The sequence below is a fragment of the Ramlibacter humi genome, from assembly GCF_004681975.1.
In the GTDB taxonomy this organism is placed as follows: domain Bacteria; phylum Pseudomonadota; class Gammaproteobacteria; order Burkholderiales; family Burkholderiaceae_C; genus Ramlibacter; species Ramlibacter humi.
Map to the genome: position 1 here is coordinate 301,576 of NZ_SMLK01000004.1, position 16,952 is coordinate 318,527.

Annotated in this window: 16 protein-coding genes and 1 pseudogene; 7 read left to right on the forward strand and 10 right to left on the reverse strand. The window is 69.9% G+C overall.

From position 1 onward, the window contains the following. Positions 1-22 precede the first annotated feature (22 nt). Positions 23-991 (forward strand): TRAP transporter substrate-binding protein, encoded by a 969-nt coding sequence (locus EZ216_RS14515; RefSeq protein WP_135250495.1) that lies wholly within the window; start codon positions 23-25, stop codon positions 989-991. A 230-nt stretch (positions 992-1,221) separates the two neighbouring features. Next, positions 1,222-2,655, forward strand: a complete 1,434-nt coding sequence (locus tag EZ216_RS14520; RefSeq protein WP_135250496.1) for an alpha/beta hydrolase family protein — start codon at positions 1,222-1,224, stop codon at positions 2,653-2,655. 22 nt (positions 2,656-2,677) lie between these two features. Here EZ216_RS14520 and EZ216_RS14525 read toward each other — a convergent pair whose 3' ends face one another. Both EZ216_RS14525 and EZ216_RS21815 read right to left on the reverse strand, forming a co-directional pair. After that, positions 2,678-3,760 carry an XdhC family protein gene (locus EZ216_RS14525; RefSeq protein WP_135250497.1) on the reverse strand — a complete coding sequence of 361 codons (1,083 nt, stop codon included), beginning with the start codon at positions 3,758-3,760 and terminating at the stop codon, positions 2,678-2,680. A gap of 8 nt (positions 3,761-3,768) precedes the next feature. Further along, positions 3,769-4,962: a TonB-dependent receptor domain-containing protein gene (locus tag EZ216_RS21815; RefSeq protein ID WP_239024398.1), complete on the reverse strand. Its 1,194-nt coding sequence runs from the start codon at positions 4,960-4,962 to the stop codon at positions 3,769-3,771. 20 nt (positions 4,963-4,982) lie between these two features. On the opposite strand from EZ216_RS21815, the gene EZ216_RS21820 reads away from it, so the two are divergent. After that, positions 4,983-5,273: a hypothetical protein gene (locus EZ216_RS21820; protein WP_239024400.1), complete on the forward strand. Its 291-nt coding sequence runs from the start codon at positions 4,983-4,985 to the stop codon at positions 5,271-5,273. Positions 5,274-5,539: 266 nt separating this feature from the next. Here EZ216_RS21820 and EZ216_RS22050 read toward each other — a convergent pair. The 7 genes and pseudogenes from EZ216_RS22050 to EZ216_RS14565 all read right to left on the reverse strand — a co-directional run. After that, a pseudogene (locus tag EZ216_RS22050) lies at positions 5,540-5,938 on the reverse strand (TonB-dependent receptor plug domain-containing protein); the annotation flags it as partial. Positions 5,939-5,940: 2 nt separating this feature from the next. Further along, the gene (locus EZ216_RS14540; protein WP_135250499.1) at positions 5,941-6,534 is read right to left on the reverse strand and encodes an SRPBCC family protein; all 594 of its coding nucleotides are present in this window, start codon (positions 6,532-6,534) and stop codon (positions 5,941-5,943) included. A 17-nt stretch (positions 6,535-6,551) separates the two neighbouring features. After that, positions 6,552-7,745, reverse strand: a complete 1,194-nt coding sequence (locus EZ216_RS14545; RefSeq protein ID WP_135250500.1) for a vWA domain-containing protein — start codon at positions 7,743-7,745, stop codon at positions 6,552-6,554. Further along, positions 7,745-8,632, reverse strand: coding sequence for an AAA family ATPase (locus tag EZ216_RS14550; RefSeq protein ID WP_135250501.1), 888 nt, complete (start codon positions 8,630-8,632; stop codon positions 7,745-7,747). Before EZ216_RS14550 ends, EZ216_RS14545 begins: the two co-directional genes overlap by 1 nt. Before the next feature lie 49 nt (positions 8,633-8,681). Then, complete coding sequence (locus tag EZ216_RS14555) at positions 8,682-9,473, reverse strand: FAD binding domain-containing protein (protein WP_135250502.1); 792 nt, start codon at positions 9,471-9,473, stop codon at positions 8,682-8,684. Between the two features lie 23 nt (positions 9,474-9,496). After that, entirely contained in the window at positions 9,497-11,869 is a 2,373-nt protein-coding gene (locus EZ216_RS14560) for a xanthine dehydrogenase family protein molybdopterin-binding subunit (RefSeq protein WP_135250503.1), read from the reverse strand. A gap of 11 nt (positions 11,870-11,880) precedes the next feature. Further along, the gene (locus tag EZ216_RS14565; protein WP_135250504.1) at positions 11,881-12,351 is read right to left on the reverse strand and encodes a (2Fe-2S)-binding protein; all 471 of its coding nucleotides are present in this window, start codon (positions 12,349-12,351) and stop codon (positions 11,881-11,883) included. Positions 12,352-12,518: 167 nt separating this feature from the next. Here EZ216_RS14565 and EZ216_RS14570 point away from each other — a divergent pair, with 167 nt between their 5' ends. After that, a complete protein-coding gene (locus EZ216_RS14570) occupies positions 12,519-13,622 on the forward strand; it encodes a helix-turn-helix domain-containing protein (protein WP_135250505.1) in 1,104 nt (367 codons plus the stop codon). Here EZ216_RS14570 and EZ216_RS14575 read toward each other — a convergent pair. Next, on the reverse strand, positions 13,619-14,380 hold the full coding sequence (locus tag EZ216_RS14575) for a TOBE domain-containing protein (protein WP_239024390.1): 762 nt from the start codon (positions 14,378-14,380) through the stop codon (positions 13,619-13,621). The genes EZ216_RS14570 and EZ216_RS14575 overlap by 4 nt on opposite strands. Positions 14,381-14,446: 66 nt before the next feature. On the opposite strand from EZ216_RS14575, the gene modA reads away from it, so the two are divergent. From modA to modC, 3 genes are read left to right on the forward strand one after another with little or no spacing between them, the layout of a single operon-like run. Beyond that, on the forward strand, positions 14,447-15,190 hold the full coding sequence (gene modA / locus EZ216_RS14580; protein WP_135250507.1) for a molybdate ABC transporter substrate-binding protein: 744 nt from the start codon (positions 14,447-14,449) through the stop codon (positions 15,188-15,190). After that, on the forward strand, positions 15,190-15,873 hold the full coding sequence (modB, locus tag EZ216_RS14585) for a molybdate ABC transporter permease subunit (RefSeq protein WP_135250508.1): 684 nt from the start codon (positions 15,190-15,192) through the stop codon (positions 15,871-15,873). The genes modA and modB overlap by 1 nt, the downstream gene beginning before the upstream one ends. Then, positions 15,870-16,946 carry a molybdenum ABC transporter ATP-binding protein gene (gene modC, locus EZ216_RS14590; protein WP_135250509.1) on the forward strand — a complete coding sequence of 359 codons (1,077 nt, stop codon included), beginning with the start codon at positions 15,870-15,872 and terminating at the stop codon, positions 16,944-16,946. The genes modB and modC overlap by 4 nt, the downstream gene beginning before the upstream one ends. Positions 16,947-16,952: the final 6 nt, after the last annotated feature.

The window sequence follows — 16,952 nt, forward strand, 5'->3', positions numbered from 1 at the left end:
ACAACACTCTCCCGGAGCGTCCATGAAACTCAAGTACGCCATCACGGCCGCCGCGCTGGCGCTGTCGGCATCGGCCATGGCCCAGACCAAGTGGGATCTGCCCGCGGCCTACCCCGCGTCCAACTTCCACACCGAGAACCTCGAACAGTTCGCCAAGGACGTGGACAAGGCCACCGGCGGCAAGCTGAAGATCACGGTGCACGCCAATGCCTCGCTGTTCAAGGCGCCCGAGATCAAGCGCGCCGTGCAGGGCGGCCAAGCGCAGATCGGCGAGATCCTGCTGGTGAACTTCCAGAACGAATGGCAGATCTTCGGCGCGGACGGCATCCCTTTCCTGGCCGACAGCTACGACGCCGCCTACAAGCTCTGGCGCGCGCAGAAGCCGCTGCTGGAGAAGAAGCTCGGCGAGCAGGGCATGATGGTGCTGTACGCGGTGGCGTGGCCGCCGCAGGGCATCTACACCAAGAAGACGCTCAGTTCCGCCGCCGACATGAAGGGCCTGAAGTGGCGCGCGTACAGCCCCGCCACCGCCCGCATCGCCGAACTGGTGGGCGCGCAGCCGGTCACCGTGCAGGCCGCCGAACTGTCGCAGGCCATGGCCACGGGCGTGATCGACTCGTACATGTCGTCCGGCTCCACCGGCTACGACACCAAGACATACGAGCACATCAAGAACTGGTACGACACGCAGGCCTGGCTGCCGAAGAACGCGGTCATCGTCAACCGCGCCGCCTTCAACGCGCTGGACAAGGCCACGCAGGACGCGCTGCTCAAGGCCGGCGCCGAAGCGGAAACGCGCGGCTGGGCGGCCAGCAAGAAGGCCAACGCCGAGACGCTGGACAAGCTCAAGGCCAACGGCATGCAGATCCTCACGCCGCCGCCCGGCCTGAAGGCCGACATGCAGAAGGTCGGCGACACCATGCTGAAGGAATGGCTGGAAAAAGCCGGCCCCGAAGGCCAGCAGCTGGTGGATTCGTACAAGAAGATGTGAGCCGCACACGGCTCGAAAAAAAGGGCGCCCAAGGGCGCCCTTTTTCATTGCGGCGTTGCCGGTCCCACGTATTCACGACACGCCGGAGGTTCATAGCACGCGGTCTATCAGCGGATTCCCTTAGCCCCCTCCGAGTTAGAAGCTCGAGGTTCCTGGATCACTGTCTCCATGGAACAGGGCGGCAGCTCCTCCGTGGGGGTGCCGGTTTGAAGCAATCCACATGAAGACCAATGAACCAACTGAAGCGATTGATGTTGCTGGCGGCGGCCGCCGCCCTTTCCGCGTGCGGAGGAGGAGGAAGCTCGACCAGCGGCGGCACGGGCGCGCTGCTGCAGGACCCGCAATCCAGGAGCGCCCTCGCTCCGGCAGCGTTGCAGGCCGTGCTCGATGGCCAGCAGCCTGGGCTGTCCGCCGTTCTTGGCGCGCCCACCTGCACGGTGACCACCTATTCCATCAAGTACAGCACCCTGGGCGCGCTTGGCGAGGCCACCGACGCCACCGCCGCGCTCATGGTGCCTTCGGGGCCGGCCGCGGTGTGCAACGGCCCGCACCCGGTGGTGATCTACGCGCACGGCACCGAGGAGAAGACGTCGTTCGACATGGCCGATCCGGCCGCGCACCAGGAATCGGCGGAGGTCGCGGCCGTGTACGCCGCGCAGGGCTACATCGTCGTGGCGCCCAACTACGCCGGGTACGCGGGCTCGTCCCTGCGCTACCACGCCTACCTGAACGGCAGCCAGCAGAGCATCGATGTCCGGGACGCCTATCGCGCGGCGCGCGTGGCATTCGCGAAGGTGAGCACCAGCGAGTCGGGCAAGCTCTTTCTCACCGGCGTCTCGCAGGGCGGGTACGTGGCGATGGCGACGCAGCGGCTGATGCAGCTCTCCGCGGACCTGACCGGCGTCCCGGTGACGGCGATGGCGCCGATCTCGGGTCCCTACGCGATGTCGCTGCTGACGGACGCCGTGTTCGGGGGCAGCCCGAACCTGGGCGGCCCCCTGTTCCTGCCCATGGTGCTGAACGGCTACCAGAAAGCGTACGGCGACATCTATGCATCACCGTCGGATGTCTATGAGGCGCAATACGCGACCGGCATCGAAACCCTCGTGCCGGGCGCCAGCAGCTTCACGGACCTGGTAGTGGCGGGCAAGCTGCCCCAGCTGGCGCTGTTCGCGGCCGATTCGCTGCCCCAGAACGCCGGGTTCGAAATCTTTTTCAACGCCGACCACCTCGTCAAGACCAGCTTCCGCAACACCATCCTGGCCGACATCACGGCAAATCCATGTGCCGCCAATCCGGCTGGCTGCAGCCCGTCCACGGGCCTGAGAAAAGCCGCGCGGCGCAACGACCTGCGCACCTACGTACCCAACGTGCCCTCGCTGCTCTGCGGCGGTCACAATGATCCCATTTCGTTCTGGGCCAACGCGCAGGCTACCGCGGGCTATTTCACCGCCAACGGCATGCAGTCCTCACGGCTGACGCTGCTGGACATCGACTCGCCGGTGGGTTCTTCCGATCCGTACGCGGCGATGAAGACCGGGTTCCAGGCTGCGCTGGCAGCCACCGCCCCCGACGACGTGCTGCCGGCCTACCACGGCTTCCTGGTCACTCCGTTCTGCAACCTCGCCGCCCGCCAGTTCTTCGAACGGGCCGGCGCGCACTGACCCTCACCAGGGCCCGGCGGCTTCAGCCGCCGGTGACCGCGTCCCGGCCCGGCACGCCGCACACCAGCGCGCCCGGGTCGTTGGCGCTCACCGCCAGCTGGTTCTTCGCCTGCGCCACGTCCATGTCGCGCGGCAGCGGCACGCCGTTCTTCACGGCCAGGATCTCGGCCATCACGCTCACGGCGATCTCGGGCGGCGTCTTGCTGCCGATGTAGATGCCGATCGGCCCGCGCAGCCGTGCCAGCGACGCTTCGGTCTGCCCGAAGTGCTCGATCATCCTCTCGCGCCGCGCTTCGTTGTTGCGCCGGCTGCCGATGGCGCCGACGTAGAAAGCATCGGTCTCCAGCGCTTCCAGCAGCGCCAGGTCGTCCAGCTTCGGGTCGTGCGTCAGCGCCACCACGCAGCTGCGGCGATCGGGGCGGAAAGCCTTCACCACGTCGTCGGGCATGTCGTTCACCAGCTTCGCGCCGGGGACGTTGAACGCGCCGCGGTATTCCTCGCGCGGATCGCACACCGTGACCGAGAACCCGCTGAACAGCGCCATCGTCGCCAGGTACTCGGTGAGCTGCCCCGCGCCGATCAGCAGCATGCGGTACTCGGGGCCGAAGGTGTTGACCACGGCCTCCGGCGTCACCGCCAGGTCGGAGGGGGTGTCCGCCGGCGCGAGTGCCACCACGCCATCCGCGATGCGCACCGTGCGGCGCATCAGTTGCCCCGCCTCCAGCGCCGACACCAGCTGCGACAGCGCGGCTTCATCGGGGTCGTACTCCAGCAGCAGTTCCAGCGTACCGCCGCAGGGCAGGCCGAAGCGGTGCGCCTCGTCGGCGGTGATGCCGTACTTGATGAAGGAAGGCGCGCCGGAAGGGATGGCCTTGGCCTCCCCCTTGCCCGAGTACGCCTGCGTGAAGCGGTAGATCAGGTCGTCCTCGATGCAGCCACCCGATACCGAGCCCACCACGCTGCCATCTTCGGCCAGCGCCATGATCGAGCCGATCGGCCGCGGCGACGATCCCCAGGTGCGCACCACCGTGGCCAGCAGCGCGCGCTTGCCCGCCGCGCGCCAATCGCGCAGCGTGCGAAGCACCATCACGTCCAGGTTTTCCATCCTGCGCCTCAGAAGGTGTAGGCCGCGTTCACGCCCAGCAGCCAGTTGCGCCCGGGCGCCGGCTCGAAGAAGCGGCCGTTGCCCTCGTTCACGATCACCGAGCCGGCGTAGCGGCGGTCCGTCACATTGTCCACCCGCACGAATTCCCGGAGCCGCCACGCGCCTACCGCCTGCCGGAGCGAAGCGCGCAAGGCCAGCACCGTCGAAGCGCCGGCGAAATCGCTGTTGGCGTCGTCCACCGCCATGCGGCCGGTGTGCCGCAGCTCGGCTGCCGTTTCCAGCCCCCACGGCTTGTGCGTCCAGGCCAGCTCGCCGAACAGCATGGTGCGCGGGATGCCGGGGATGCGCTGCCCTGCCGGGATGGCGACCGTGGGCACGGTGCACGGCGGCGGGCCGCAGGTGAGGAAGCCGGTGGCGTACTCGGCCTGCAGCGCGGTGGCGGCGATCGATGCCGACCAGCCGCCGCCAAGCGTGCCGTCCAACGCGGCTTCGAAGCCGCGGCGACGCGTGCGGCCGGCGTTCTGGAAGGTGCTGCGCCCGCCCGAGTTGGTCAGCACCACCAGCTCGTCCGAGGTACGTGCTTCGAACAAGGCCGCGTTCAGCTTCCAGTTGCCGCCGAGCAGCGCCTTGGCGCCCACCTCCAGCTGCCGGCTGGTGGCGCTCCGCAGGTTGAAGTTGAGCCCGCCGCCGCCCGGCCGGTAAGCCAGCTCGTTGAAGGTCGGCGTCTCGAAGCCGCGCCCCGCGCTGACGTACAGGTTCAGGCGGTCGTTCGCGTGCCAGACAACGCCTGCCACGGGCGTGGTGGCCGAGTAGGCGACCGCGCCGCTGTCGTCGCCGTTCGCGCCGCTGATGAAGTGGTCGCGCGAATCGAAGCGCGCCCGCGAGTGCCGCACGCCCGCCGTCACCGAAACGCGCTCGCCTTCCCAGACGCCCTGCACGTACTGGTCGAAGGTGCGCACTCGGTTGTCCTCGTCGCGGCGCAGCGCACCTTCGACGCCCAGCACCTGCGCCACACCCGTGCCCGTGAAGTTCTGGAAGCCCAGCCGATGCTCGTCTAGGCGCTCGGTGGTGAGACCCGCCGTCACGGTGAGCGGCGTGCCGAGAGCGCGCGTGCGCATCACCCACCGGCCATCGGTCCCTTCGTACGAACGCGAAAGGCCGATCACGCCGCCCGGCTGCGTGACCGGCGCCTGGGTCGCCACCGGAATGGCCTGGAACTGGCGTGACCGGCGCCTGGGTCGCCACCGGAATGGCCTGGAACTGGGTCGTGTCGCGGATGCCGCGCCAGGTGGTGACTTTGAACGAATGCACTTCATCCAACCGATGCTCCAGGATCGCACCGGCCTGCTGCTGGTTCACCGACTTGCGCGTGTTGAAGGCCAGCGCCACCGGGCTGGCCTGCTTCGGGTTGGTCTGGAACTCGGCACGGGTGAGCCCCATCGGGTCCTGCGTGTCCGGCATGTCCACGCTGTTCAGCACCACCGTCAACTTGGTGCCGGGGCTGAAACCATAGCGCGCCTTCAGGTTCAATCCCGTGCGCTCGGCCGGGCTGTGGTCGCGATAGCCGCCGGTCTCGAAGCGGGTGGCGCTGGCGTTGTACTGCAGCGCGCCTTGCTGCCCCGACAGCTTCACGTTGTGCCGCTGCGTGCCGTAGCTGCCGAAAGCGGTGGACCCTTCGGCCACCGTGTCCGGCCCGCCATCGGCGGTGAAAAGGCTGATGACGCCGCCGGACGAATTGCCGTACAGCGCGGAGAACGGACCGCGCAGCACCTCCACCCGGTCGGCCGACTGCAGGTCGAAGTGCGACACCTGGCTTTGGCCGTCGGGCGCGGTGGCGGGGATGCCATCGGTGTACAGCCGCAACCCGCGCACGCCGAACGTGGACCGCGCGCCGTACCCGCGGGAGGAGATCTGGATGTCCTGCGCGTAGTTCTGCCGGTTCAGCGCCGTGATGCCAGGCACGCGCACCAGCGATTCGGACAAGTTGATGCCCAGCTGCGCGCCGTGCAACGCCTCGCTGCCGATCACGTCCACCGAGGCGGGCGTGTCGAACGCGGATTGCGCGACGCCGGGGGTGGGCGTGACGACGATGGGACGCAGGCTGCTCTCGCCCGCGACTTGCGCCGCCGCGGGAAGCGTGAAGGTGGCCGCCAACACCGGAAGTGCCAGGCGGCGCACGGTCAGCGTGCCAGCCAGACCACCGCGCCCACCAGCACCGCGATGCCCAGTGCCCAGACCCAGGCCGGGATGCCCGAAGCCGCCTGCGCGGACGCTTGCGCCGCCATTGCCGCTGTGGCCTCGGGTGCTGCGCTTTCGGCGGCGGGCGCCGGATGCTTCTTCGCCAGCTCGCCTTCGAAGCGCTTGAAGAAGTCTTCCGCCATCGAGCGCGCCACGCCGTCGACCAGCCGCTGGCCGACCTGCGCGATCTTGCCGCCGACCTGCGCGTTCACCGTGTAGAACAGCTCGCAGCCGGTGTCGCGCGGCTCCAGCCGCACCTGCGACGAGCCCTTGCCGAAGCCGGCGGCGCCGCCCTGCCCTTCGAACTTCAGCGTGTAGCTCTCGGGCGGGTTCACGTCTTCCAGCTGGATCTTGCCGGTGAACTTGGCCGACACCGGCCCCACCTTCACCGACATGCCGATCGAGTACGCATTGGGCCCGGTGGACTCGATGCGGTCGCAGCCCGGGATGCAGGCCTTCAGCACCTCGGGGTCGTTCAGCGCCTCCCAGGCCTGCTCGCGTTGTGCCGCCAGCACGCGGCTGCCTTGCATGTCCATGTCATTTCTTCCTGTTTCTATCGGTCCATCACGGCCGCGATGCTCGCGGCCAGCTGTTGCAGCGTCTCGACGTTGTGCACGGCCAGCATGCCGTGCGCGCGGCGGTGCAGCTGCGCGGCGCCGCGCGCCAGCGGTTCGTAGCCTTCGAAGCGCATCAACGGATTGAGCCACAACAGGCGCCGGCTGTGCAGGCGCAGCCAGTCGAGCTCGCGGCCCAGCGCCTCGGGCTCGCCGGTGTCCAGCCCGTCCGTGATCAGCAGCACCAGCGTGCGCCGGCCCACCAGGCGGCGGGCATGCTGCGTGCGAAGCATCGCCAGCGATTCGCCCAGCCTCGTGCCGCCCGCGTAGTCGTCGATGGCCGAGCTGGCGACGGCCAGCATCGCATCGGTGTCCGACTGCCGGAAAGCCGGCGTCAGGTCGGTCAGGTGCGTGCCGAAAGCGAAGACATCGACATGCCCCACCCGCCCGCCCTCAGCGTGCCGCGTTGCCGAGTGCAGGAAGGCGAGCAGCAGGCGCGCATACCGTTCCATCGAACCGGAAACGTCCAGCAGCACCAGCAGCGGCAAAGGCTGGGTGCGCCGCTCGCGGCGCGGCAGCCGCACCAGCTCGCCGCCGGTGCGCGCGGCCGCGCGCATGGCGCCCGGCCAGTGCGGGCGAGTGCCGCGCAAACCGGCCCGGGTGCGGCGCGAGGGCACCTCGGGCACGGGCAGCGCGATGTCACGCGCGAGCCGCTCAACCAGCCGGTACTCGTCCCCGCTCAGCGCGCCGAAGTCGGCATGGCGAAGCCGCTGCAGCTCGCTGGCCGTCATCGATGCGTCGAACCGCATCTCCTCGTCGGGCTTGGCGGCCACGCCCGCGCCGCGCTTCAGCGGCGCCAGCGCCTCGCGCACGCGCGGACGGCGCTGCACGGGTTCGGCCTTGCCTTCGCCGGTGGGCAGCATCTGCGCCAGCAGCTTCTGCGCCATGCCGGGGTCGCGGAAGAACGCGTCGAACAGTTCGCGGAACACCTCGCGGTCCTGCTCGCGGCCGACCAGCACCGATTCCAGCGCGGCGCCCAGGTCGTCGCGGCGCTCCACGCCCACCAGCTGGGCGGCTTCGGTGGCGAGCGCGATGCGCGCGCTGTCCACCCGCACGCCGGCGCGGCGCAGCGCGCGGCCGAAGCCCGCCACGTTGCCGGCGAGCTTGCCCGTGCGGGCATCGCCGAGGTGCATCACGCCTCCTGCGGTCGCAGCAAGCCGGCCGCGAAGTCGCGCGTGAGGGCGGCCACGTCCTCGCGCTGCTTGAACAGGATGCCGGCGGTGTCGGTCACCACCTCGGGATCGAGCTCCAGCGTGTCCATCGCCACCAGCGCTTTCGCCCATTCCACGCTCTCGGCGATGCCCGGCGCGCGCTGGAACGCGTTGGCGAACGGCTGGCTGCGCAGCTTCGCGACGAAGGTCGCGACCTGCTCCGAGAGCTTCTCGCCCGCCTGCGGCACGCGCGCGCGGACGATGGCGAGTTCGCGCTCGCGGTCCGGGTAGTCCAGCCAGTGGTACAGGCAGCGGCGCTTCAGCGCGTCGTGCAGCTCGCGCGTGCGGTTGCTGGTGAGGATGGTCACCGGCGGCGCCATCGCGCCGATGGCGCCCAGTTCGGGGATGCTGACTTGGTACTCGCCCAGGTACTCCAGCAGGAAAGCTTCGAACGGCTCGTCGGCGCGGTCCAGCTCGTCGATGAGCAGCACCGCACCGGGCGGCGGCGCCTGCAGCGCGCGAAGCAGCGGGCGGCGGATCAGGTACTGCTCCTGGTACACCTCGCGCTCGGCCTGCGCTGCCGTGCCCTGCGCTTCGGCCGCGCGCAAGTGCAGCAGCTGGGCCGCATAGTTCCATTCGTAAAGCGCTTCGCGCTGCTCCAGGCCGTCGTAGCACTGCAGCCGCAGCAGCTCGCGGCCGAGCGCGACGGACAGCGCCTTCGCCAGTTCGGTCTTGCCGACGCCGGGCTCGCCTTCCAGCAGCAGCGGGCGCTGCAGGCGCAACGCCAGGAACACGGCGGTGGCCAGGCGGCGGTCGGCGTAGTAGCCGGCCCCCTCGAGGGCCTGGATGAGTTCGTCGATGGAGTTCACGGCGTGGGTCCGGGGCGGCGGCCGCCGGTGCGGCCGCAAACCCCGGAGGTTAGCCCAGCGCCTTGGCGACCGCGCGCTGCGCCATCACGCCGATCAGGTTGGCGCGGTACTCGGCGCTGGCATGCAGGTCGGACGACAAACCTTCGGCCGACACCTTCACCGAAGCGGCCGACTGCGGCGTGAAAGCCTTGCCCAGCGCATCTTCCAGTTCCTGGTGCCGGACCACGCCGTTGCCGCCGCCGGTGACCGCCACGCGCACGCCCGAGCCCGTGTCCGCGACGAACACACCGATCAGCGCGAAGCGCGAAGCGGGCTGGCGGAACTTCACGTACGCCGCCCGCCTGGGGATGGGGAACGAGACGGAAGTGATCAGCTCGCCTTCTTCCAGCGCGGTGGTGAACAGGCCCTGGAAGAAATCGTCGGCCGCGATCTTTCGCTGGGTGGTGGTGACCGTGGCGTTGAGCGCGAGCACCGCGCTGGGGTAGCAGGCCGCGGGGTCGTTGTTGGCGATCGAGCCGCCGATCGTGCCCAGCGCGCGCACCTGCCGGTCGCCGATGCCGCCGGCCAGGTCGGCCAGCGCGGGGATGGCATCGCGCACGTCCTTGCTCGCGGCGACTTCGGCATGGCGCGTCATCGCACCGATCACCAGGTTGTTGCCCTCGCGTTTGATGCCCGACAGCTCGCGCACCGCGCCCAGGTCGACCAACTGCCCGGGATTGGCGAGCCGCAGCTTCATGGAAGCCAGCAGGGTCTGGCCGCCGGCCAGCACCTTGCCGCCCGCCCCCGCCAGCTTGGACGCATCCGCCAGGCTGGCAGGACGTTCGAAGGTGAATGTGTACATGGTGTTCTCCTTCCTTCGATGGTTCAGCGGGTGGCCTGCTGGATGGCCTGCCACACGCGCGGCGGGCTGGCGGGCATGTCGAGGTCCTTGACGCCGACGTCCTTCAGCGCGTCGAGCACGGCGTTGATCACCGCCGGCGGCGATCCGATGGCGCCGGCTTCGCCGCAGCCCTTGGTGCCCAGCGGGTTGTGCGTGCAAGGCGTGGACACCGCCCCCAACTTGAACGCCGGCAGGTCGTCGGCGCGCGGCATGGCGTAGTCCATGAAGCTGCCGGTGAGCAGCTGCCCGCTTTCCTTGTCGTACACGCAGTTCTCCAGCAGCGCCTGGCCGATGCCCTGCGCCAGGCCGCCATGCACCTGCCCTTCCACGATCAACGGGTTGATGATGGTGCCGAAGTCGTCCACCGCGGTGAAGCGGTCCAGCCGCACCACGCCCGTGGCCGGGTCCACTTCCACCTCGGCGATGTGCGTACCGGCCGGGAAGGTGAAGTTGGTGGGGTCGTAGAACGCGGTCTCGTTCAGGCCGGGCTCCAGCTTGTCGAGCGGGTAGTTGTGCGGCACGTACGCCGTCAGCGCGACCTGGCCGAACGGGATCTTCTTGTCCGTGCCCTTCACCTTGAACTCGCCGCCCGAGAACTCGATGTCGGCATCGCTGGCTTCCATCAGGTGCGCCGCGATCTTCTTGGCCTTGGCCTCGATCTTGTCCAGGGCCTTCATGATGGCCGCGCCGCCCACGCTGATGGAGCGCGAACCGTAGGTGCCCATGCCGAACGGCACGCGGCCGGTGTCGCCGTGCACCACGTCGACGTTCTCCACCGGGATGCCCAGCCGCGCGGCGACCACTTGCGCGAACGTCGTCTCATGGCCCTGGCCGTGGCTGTGCGAACCGGTGAACACCGTCACGCTGCCCGTCGGGTGAACGCGGATCTCGCCGCATTCGAACAGGCCCGCCCGCGCGCCCAGCGCGCCGGCGATGTTCGATGGCGCGAGACCGCACGCCTCGATGTAGCTGCTGTAACCCAGGCCGCGCTTCAGGCCCTTGGCTTCGCTGGCCTTGCGGCGGGCCTCGAAGCCATCCACCTCGGCCAGCGACTTGGCCTTGTCCATGCACGCGTGGTAGTCACCCGTGTCGTACTGCAGCGCCACCGGCGTCTGGTACGGGAACTGGGTGACGAAGTTGCGCTTGCGGATCTCGTCCTGCGACAGGCCCATCTCCCACGCGCAGCGCGTGACCAGGCGCTCCAGCAGGTAGGTGGCTTCGGGCCGGCCCGCGCCGCGATAGGCGTCCACCGGCGCGGTGTTGGTGAACCACGCATCCACCTCCACGTGGATCAGCGGCGTGGTGTACTGGCCCGCCAGCAGCGTGGCGTACAGGATGGTCGGGATCGCCGTCGAGAAAGTGGACAGGTATGCGCCCAGGTTGGCGTCGGTGTGCACGCGCAGCGCCAGGAACTTGCCGTCCTTGTCCATCGCCATCTCGGCGCGGCTGACGTGGTCGCGGCCGTGCGCGTCGGAGAGGAAGGCTTCGCTGCGCTCGCAGGTCCACTTGATGGCGCAATTGAGCTGCTTGGCCGCCCACGTCAGCGCCACGTCTTCGGCGTACAGGTAGATCTTGGAGCCGAAGCCGCCGCCCACGTCGGGCGCGATGACGCGCACCTTGTGCTCGGGCAGGCCCAGCACGAAGGCCGTCATCAGCAGCCGCTCCACGTGCGGGTTCTGGTTGGCGACGTACAGCGTGTACTCGTCGTTCGCGCGGTTGTAGGCGCCGATGGCCGCGCGCGGCTCCATCGCGTTGGGCACCAGGCGGTTGTTGGTGAGGTCCAGCGTGGTGACGTGCGCCGCCTTGGCGAACGCCTCATCCACCGGCGCCTTGTCGCCGATGGCCCACGTGTAGCAGTGGTTGCCGGGCGCGGCGTCGTGCAGGGCCGTGCCCTTCTTCGCATCGCGCACGTCCACCACGGCCGGCAGCACGTCGTAGTCCACTTCCACGGCTTCCGCGGCGTCCTTGGCCTGCACCGGCGTGTCGGCCACGACCATGGCGACGTGGTCGCCGACGTAGCGCACCTTGCCTTGCGCCAGGATGGGATGCGGCGGCTCCTTCATCGGCGTGCCGTCGGTGCTGGTGATCAGCCAGCCGCAGGGCAGCCCGCCCATCTTGCCTTCCACGTCCTTGCCGGTGAACACGCGGGCCACGCCGGGCATGCCTTCGGCCTTCGACGTGTCGATGGACTTGATCGCGGCGTGCGCATGCGGCGAGCGCACGAACACCGCGTATTTCTGGTTCTGCAGCTGGATGTCGTCGGTGTACTGGCCGGCGCCGGTGAGGAAGCGGTAGTCCTCCTTGCGGCGCAAGGCTTCACCGATGTGCGGCAGCTTGGCGAGATCGGAAGCACCCATGTCGCTCTCCTTCAGGCCTTGGCCATGGCGGCCTGTCCCTGCTGGACGGCCTTGACGATGTTCTGGTAGCCGGTGCAGCGGCAGATGTTGCCGTCCAGCTGCTCGCGGATCTGCGTCTCGCTGGCGTTGGGGTGCTGGCGGCACAGGTCGATGGCGCTCATCACCATGCCCGGCGTGCAGAAGCCGCACTGCAGGCCATGGCAGTCCTTGAACGCGGCCTGCATCGGGTGCATGGCGCCGTCGGCGGCGGCGATGCCTTCGATGGTGGTGATCTCGGCGCCCGGGTGCTGCACCACGAGCGTGTTGCACGACTTCACCGCCTTGCCGTTCACGAGCACGGTGCACGCGCCGCACTGCGCGGTGTCGCAGCCGACGTGGGTGCCGGTCAGGCGCAGGTTTTCGCGGATGGCCGTGACCAGCAGCGTGTTGGGCTCGACGTCCAGGCTGGCCGGCTTGCCGTTGACTTTCAGTTGGACCTGCATGGCTGTCTCTCCTTGCGGGGATGGATGGCGCGGCCATTTTTCGAGCGTGCCACGCGGCGATCCCTAGGCGAAACCCTGAGAACGAAGCGCCTCGCACGGAAATTCTCAAAATGGAACAATGGCCGGCTCAACATCGGCACGCGGCCAGGTCAACAACGGAAGACACCATGCAGGCGGCAAGCGAACTGCGGTTGCGCGAGATCGAGCGGGCCCGCCACGCGGTCATGGCCGAGGGCCGCTCCGCCACGGATGTGCTGGTCGACCAGTTCTACGAGCGCAGCTGGATCGAACGCTCCTGGCGGCGCTGCCTGGCGCAGGGCCAGCGTCCCGACCAGCGGCTGAGCTTCGACGTGGTGTCGCCGCAGGCGATGCGCCGCACGGAGGAAGCCAGCCACACGCTGGTGCAGGCGGCCCGGCCGGTGATGTCCCGCCTGGCGCGCGCCATTGCCGGCAGCCGGTACTTCGCGGTGCTGACGGACGCGCAAGGCACCGTGGTGGGCGTGGACGGCGCCATCGACCGCAGCGACCGGCGCGCCGGGCTCATCACGCGCGTCGGCGTGGACCTGTCCGAACGCGCCGTCGGCACCACCGCCATCGGCGCCGCGCTGGCCGAGCTGCAGCCCGTGTGGCTGCACCGCGGCGAGCATTTCTTCGACGACACCGGCTGCTACAGCTGCGCGGGCGCGCCGGTCATCGGGCCCCATGGCCGCGCAGTGGGCATGCTGGACCTCACCGGCATCGACGCCGCCGAACGGCCCGAACTCAAGCACCTGGTCGTGCAGTCGGCGCGCGGCATCGAGAACGCGCTGGCCTTGTCGCAGCCGCACGCACTGGTGCTGAGGCTCAACTGGCCGGGCCGCGCGTTCGGCGACGACGACGGCCTGCTCTGCCTGGACGGCGACGGCGGCGTGGTCGCGCTCAATCCCGCGGCGCGGCAGATGCTCGGGCACGCGGCGGCGGATGCGGTGCATGCCGGCGACCTGTTCGCGGCATCGTGGGAAACGTTCTTCGACGCGGCCGGGCGCGAGGGTTCCGCCGTCGAGGTTCCGCTGTGGTCCGGCCTCACCCTGCAGGTGCTGCCGCAGCGGCCCGGCGCCACGCACACGCCGCGGCCGGCGGCCGGCGATTCACGTCTGCCGCTGAAAGACCTGGAGACGGAGCTCATCCGCAAGGCCGTGCGCGACGCGCGCGGCAACGTGATGGCCGCGGCGAAGGCGCTGGGGATTTCGCGGGCGACGGTCTACCGCAAGCTGGGCAACCGGCAACGCTAACCTGCCAGGGCGACCACCACCGCGGATTCGTCCATCCGCATCCGCACCGCGCTCCCCACGCGCAAGCCGCTGTGCGCGGGCGCGAAGCCGACCAGGCCCTGTCCACCCGCGAGTTGCACGCCGACCTCGTCGCCCAACCCGCCGCGGGAAACGCGCGTGGCGCGGCCTTCCAGGACGTTGGTCCCGGCACGTGACCGCTTGCGGGCCGATGCCGCTTCCACCGCCACGGCCGTGGCCTTGCACAGCGCCAGCACTTCGCGGCCGGCCGAAAGCCCCAGCAGCTGCGCGCTTTCCGCCGTGATGCGCGAAGCGATCGTGAGACCGCCCGGCAGTTCCAGCTCGACGCGCGCCAGCGGGCCTTCGACGTGAAGCGCCGCCACCGTAGCGGGCAATTGATTGCGCATGCTGGTGCGCAGCCCCAGCGCGGCCAGCGCGGGGGATGCCCGCCGCGAGTCCAGCCGCTTCAACACCTGCTCGCGCGAGCGCGCCATCTCGCCCGCCGCACGCAGCAGCTGCTCGCCTGCCTTCGTGAGGCGCGCGCCGCCGCCGCCCGCGCCGCCCACGGCTTTTTCCAGCAGCGGCACGCCGGCCAGGTTGGACAGCATGTCCAGCGCCTGCCACGCGGCCTTGTAGCTGACGCCGGCCGAGCGGGCGGCCTGCGAGATGGAGCCGCACTCGCCCACCAGTCGCAGGATCTCCACCCGCTTGTCGGTGGCGGCATGGCCCAGCGCGCCGGCCAATTGCAGTCGGGAAGGCATGCGGGGCATTGTGCCGCAGAGCCTCCTCCCGTTTACACTTTCGCTATTCCATCCTTGAATAGCGCCATGAAGAAGCTGATCGTCCTCGTGCTCGCCGCCTGCTCGTTCGCCGCCGCCGCTGCCGGCGAAGTGCAGGTCGCCGTCGCCGCGAACTTCACCGTGCCCGCGCAGAGGATCGCCGCCGCGTTCGAGCGCGAGACCGGCCACAAGGCGGTCCTGGCCTTCGGTTCCACCGGGCGCTTCTATGCGCAGGTGAAGAACGGGGCGCCCTTCGACGTGCTGCTGGCGGCCGACGACGAGACGCCGGCCAAGCTGGAGAAGGAAGGCCTCACCGTGCCCGGCAGCCGCTTCACCTACGCCAATGGCCGCCTCGTGCTGTGGAGCGCCACGCCCGGCCTGGTGGACACGCAAGGCGCGATCCTGCGCAAGCCGGGTGACGGCAAGATCGCCATCGCCGATCCCAGGCTCGCGCCCTACGGCGCCGCCGCGGTCGAGACCATGGCCAGGCTCGGATTGGCCGACCAGCTCAAGCCCCGCCTGGTGCAGGCCGAAAACATCGGCCAGGCTTACCAGTTCGCCAGCACCGGCAATGCGCCGCTGGGCTTCGTCGCGCTGTCGCAGGTGATGGTGGACGGCAAGCTGGAGAAGGGCTCGGCGTGGGTGGTGCCCGAGAACCTGCACGCGCGCATCCGCCAGGACGCGGTGCTGCTGGCCAAGGGCAAGGACAACGCCGCCGCCGCCGCCTGGCTCGCCTACCTGAAAGGCGATGCCGCACGCGCCGTGATCCGCGCGTACGGCTACGAGCTCTGATGCCTTTCGGCGGCGCCGACCTGGGCGCCCTGGCGCTGACGCTGAAGCTGGCGCTCTCCACCACGGTGCTGCTGCTCCTCATCGCCACGCCCATCGCGTGGTGGCTGGCGCACGCTCGCTCGCGCTGGGCGGCGCTGGCCGGCGCCGTGGTCGCGCTGCCGCTGGTGCTGCCGCCGACGGTGCTGGGCTTCTACCTGCTGGTGGTGTTCGGTCCGCAAGGCTGGGGCGGCCAGCTGACACAGTCGCTGGGCCTGGGCCTGCTGCCGTTCACTTTCGGCGGGCTGCTGGTCGCCTCGGTGCTGTACTCGATGCCGTTCGCGGTGCAACCCCTGCAGCACGCTTTCGAAGCCGCGGGCCGGCGGCCCATGGAAGTGGCCGCCACTTTGCGCGCGCGTCCGCTCGACGCGTTTTTCACCGTGGCCGTGCCGCTGGCCCGGCCCGGCTTCCTCACCGCCGCCATCCTCAGCTTCGCGCACACCGTGGGCGAGTTCGGCGTGGTGCTGATGATCGGCGGCAACATCCCCGACAAGACGCGCGTGATCTCCACGCAAATCTACGGCCACGTGGAAGCGCTGGAATACGCGCAGGCCCACACGCTGGCCGCCGGCATGCTCGTCTTCTCGTTCGTGGTGCTGCTGTGCGTGGGACTGCTCACGCGGCGCTCGCGGGGGGTGCTGCCTTGAGCACGCTGCGCCTCGCATTCGATCGTGCCGGCTTCCGGCTCGATGTGGACCTGGCGTTGCCCGACCGCGGCATCACGGTGCTGTTCGGTCCTTCGGGCTGCGGCAAGACGACGCTGCTGCGCTGCGTCGCGGGGCTGGAGCGTGCGCGCGGCCGGGTTGAAGTCACGGATGAGTGCTGGCAGGACGATGCGGCCGGCACCTTCCTGCCGGCGTGGCGGCGCCGCGTGGGTTACGTGTTCCAGGAAGCGAGCCTGTTCCCGCACCTCACCGTCGCCGGCAACCTCGCCTACGCGCGCAAGCGCGCGGGCCACGGCGCCGGCGCGATCGCGCACGAGCAGGTGGTGGAACTGCTGGGCATCGCGCACCTGCTCGACCGCGATCCTGCCGGCCTGTCCGGCGGCGAACGCCAGCGCGTCGCCATCGCACGCGCCTTGGCGACCCATCCGAAGCTCTTGCTGCTCGACGAGCCGCTGGCCGCCATCGATCCCGCGCGCCGGCGCGAGGTGCTGCCCTGGCTGGAAAACCTGCGTGACGCGCTCGGCCTGCCCATGCTGTACGTCACGCACTCCGCCGACGAAATGGCACGCCTGGCCGACACGCTGGTGCTGATGGAAGCCGGCCGTGCGGTGGCCAGCGGGCCGCTGACGGAAGTGCTGGCGCGGCTGGACCTGCCGGTGGCGCGCGACGAGGAAGCGGGCGCGCTGCTGGAAGGCACCGTGGCCGAGCAGGACGAGCGCTGGCACCTGGCGCGCGTCGATTTCGGCGGCGGCTCGCTCTGGCTTTCGAACGACGGCCTGCCCACGGGTCGCCGCGTGCGGGTGCGCGTGCTGGCCCGCGACGTCAGCATGGCGCTCGAGCGGCCCGCGCCGGGCACCGCGAGCATCCAGAACGTCCTGCGCTGCACGGTCGCCGGCGTAGCCCCCGGCTCCCATCCTTCGCAGGTCGTCGTGCGGCTGGATTGCGGCGGGCATGCGCTGCTGGCCCGCGTCACCGCGCGGGCGGCGGACCAGCTGGCCCTGGCGCCCGGCCGCGAAGCCTGGGCTCAGGTCAAGAGCGTGGGCCTGGTGCGCTGAAGGGCG

Coding starts and splice junctions, on each gene's coding strand:
- EZ216_RS14515 (WP_135250495.1), top strand. CDS start 23: ATGAAACTCAAGTACGCCATCACGGCCGCCGCGCTGGCGCTGTCGGCA.
- EZ216_RS14520 (WP_135250496.1), top strand. CDS start 1,222: ATGAACCAACTGAAGCGATTGATGTTGCTGGCGGCGGCCGCCGCCCTT.
- EZ216_RS14525 (WP_135250497.1), bottom strand. CDS start 3,760: ATGGAAAACCTGGACGTGATGGTGCTTCGCACGCTGCGCGATTGGCGC.
- EZ216_RS14540 (WP_135250499.1), bottom strand. CDS start 6,534: ATGGACATGCAAGGCAGCCGCGTGCTGGCGGCACAACGCGAGCAGGCC.
- EZ216_RS14545 (WP_135250500.1), bottom strand. CDS start 7,745: ATGCACCTCGGCGATGCCCGCACGGGCAAGCTCGCCGGCAACGTGGCG.
- EZ216_RS14555 (WP_135250502.1), bottom strand. CDS start 9,473: ATGTACACATTCACCTTCGAACGTCCTGCCAGCCTGGCGGATGCGTCC.
- EZ216_RS14560 (WP_135250503.1), bottom strand. CDS start 11,869: ATGGGTGCTTCCGATCTCGCCAAGCTGCCGCACATCGGTGAAGCCTTG.
- EZ216_RS14565 (WP_135250504.1), bottom strand. CDS start 12,351: ATGCAGGTCCAACTGAAAGTCAACGGCAAGCCGGCCAGCCTGGACGTC.
- EZ216_RS14570 (WP_135250505.1), top strand. CDS start 12,519: ATGCAGGCGGCAAGCGAACTGCGGTTGCGCGAGATCGAGCGGGCCCGC.
- EZ216_RS14575 (WP_239024390.1), bottom strand. CDS start 14,380: ATGCCTTCCCGACTGCAATTGGCCGGCGCGCTGGGCCATGCCGCCACC.
- modA (WP_135250507.1), top strand. CDS start 14,447: ATGAAGAAGCTGATCGTCCTCGTGCTCGCCGCCTGCTCGTTCGCCGCC.
- modB (WP_135250508.1), top strand. CDS start 15,190: ATGCCTTTCGGCGGCGCCGACCTGGGCGCCCTGGCGCTGACGCTGAAG.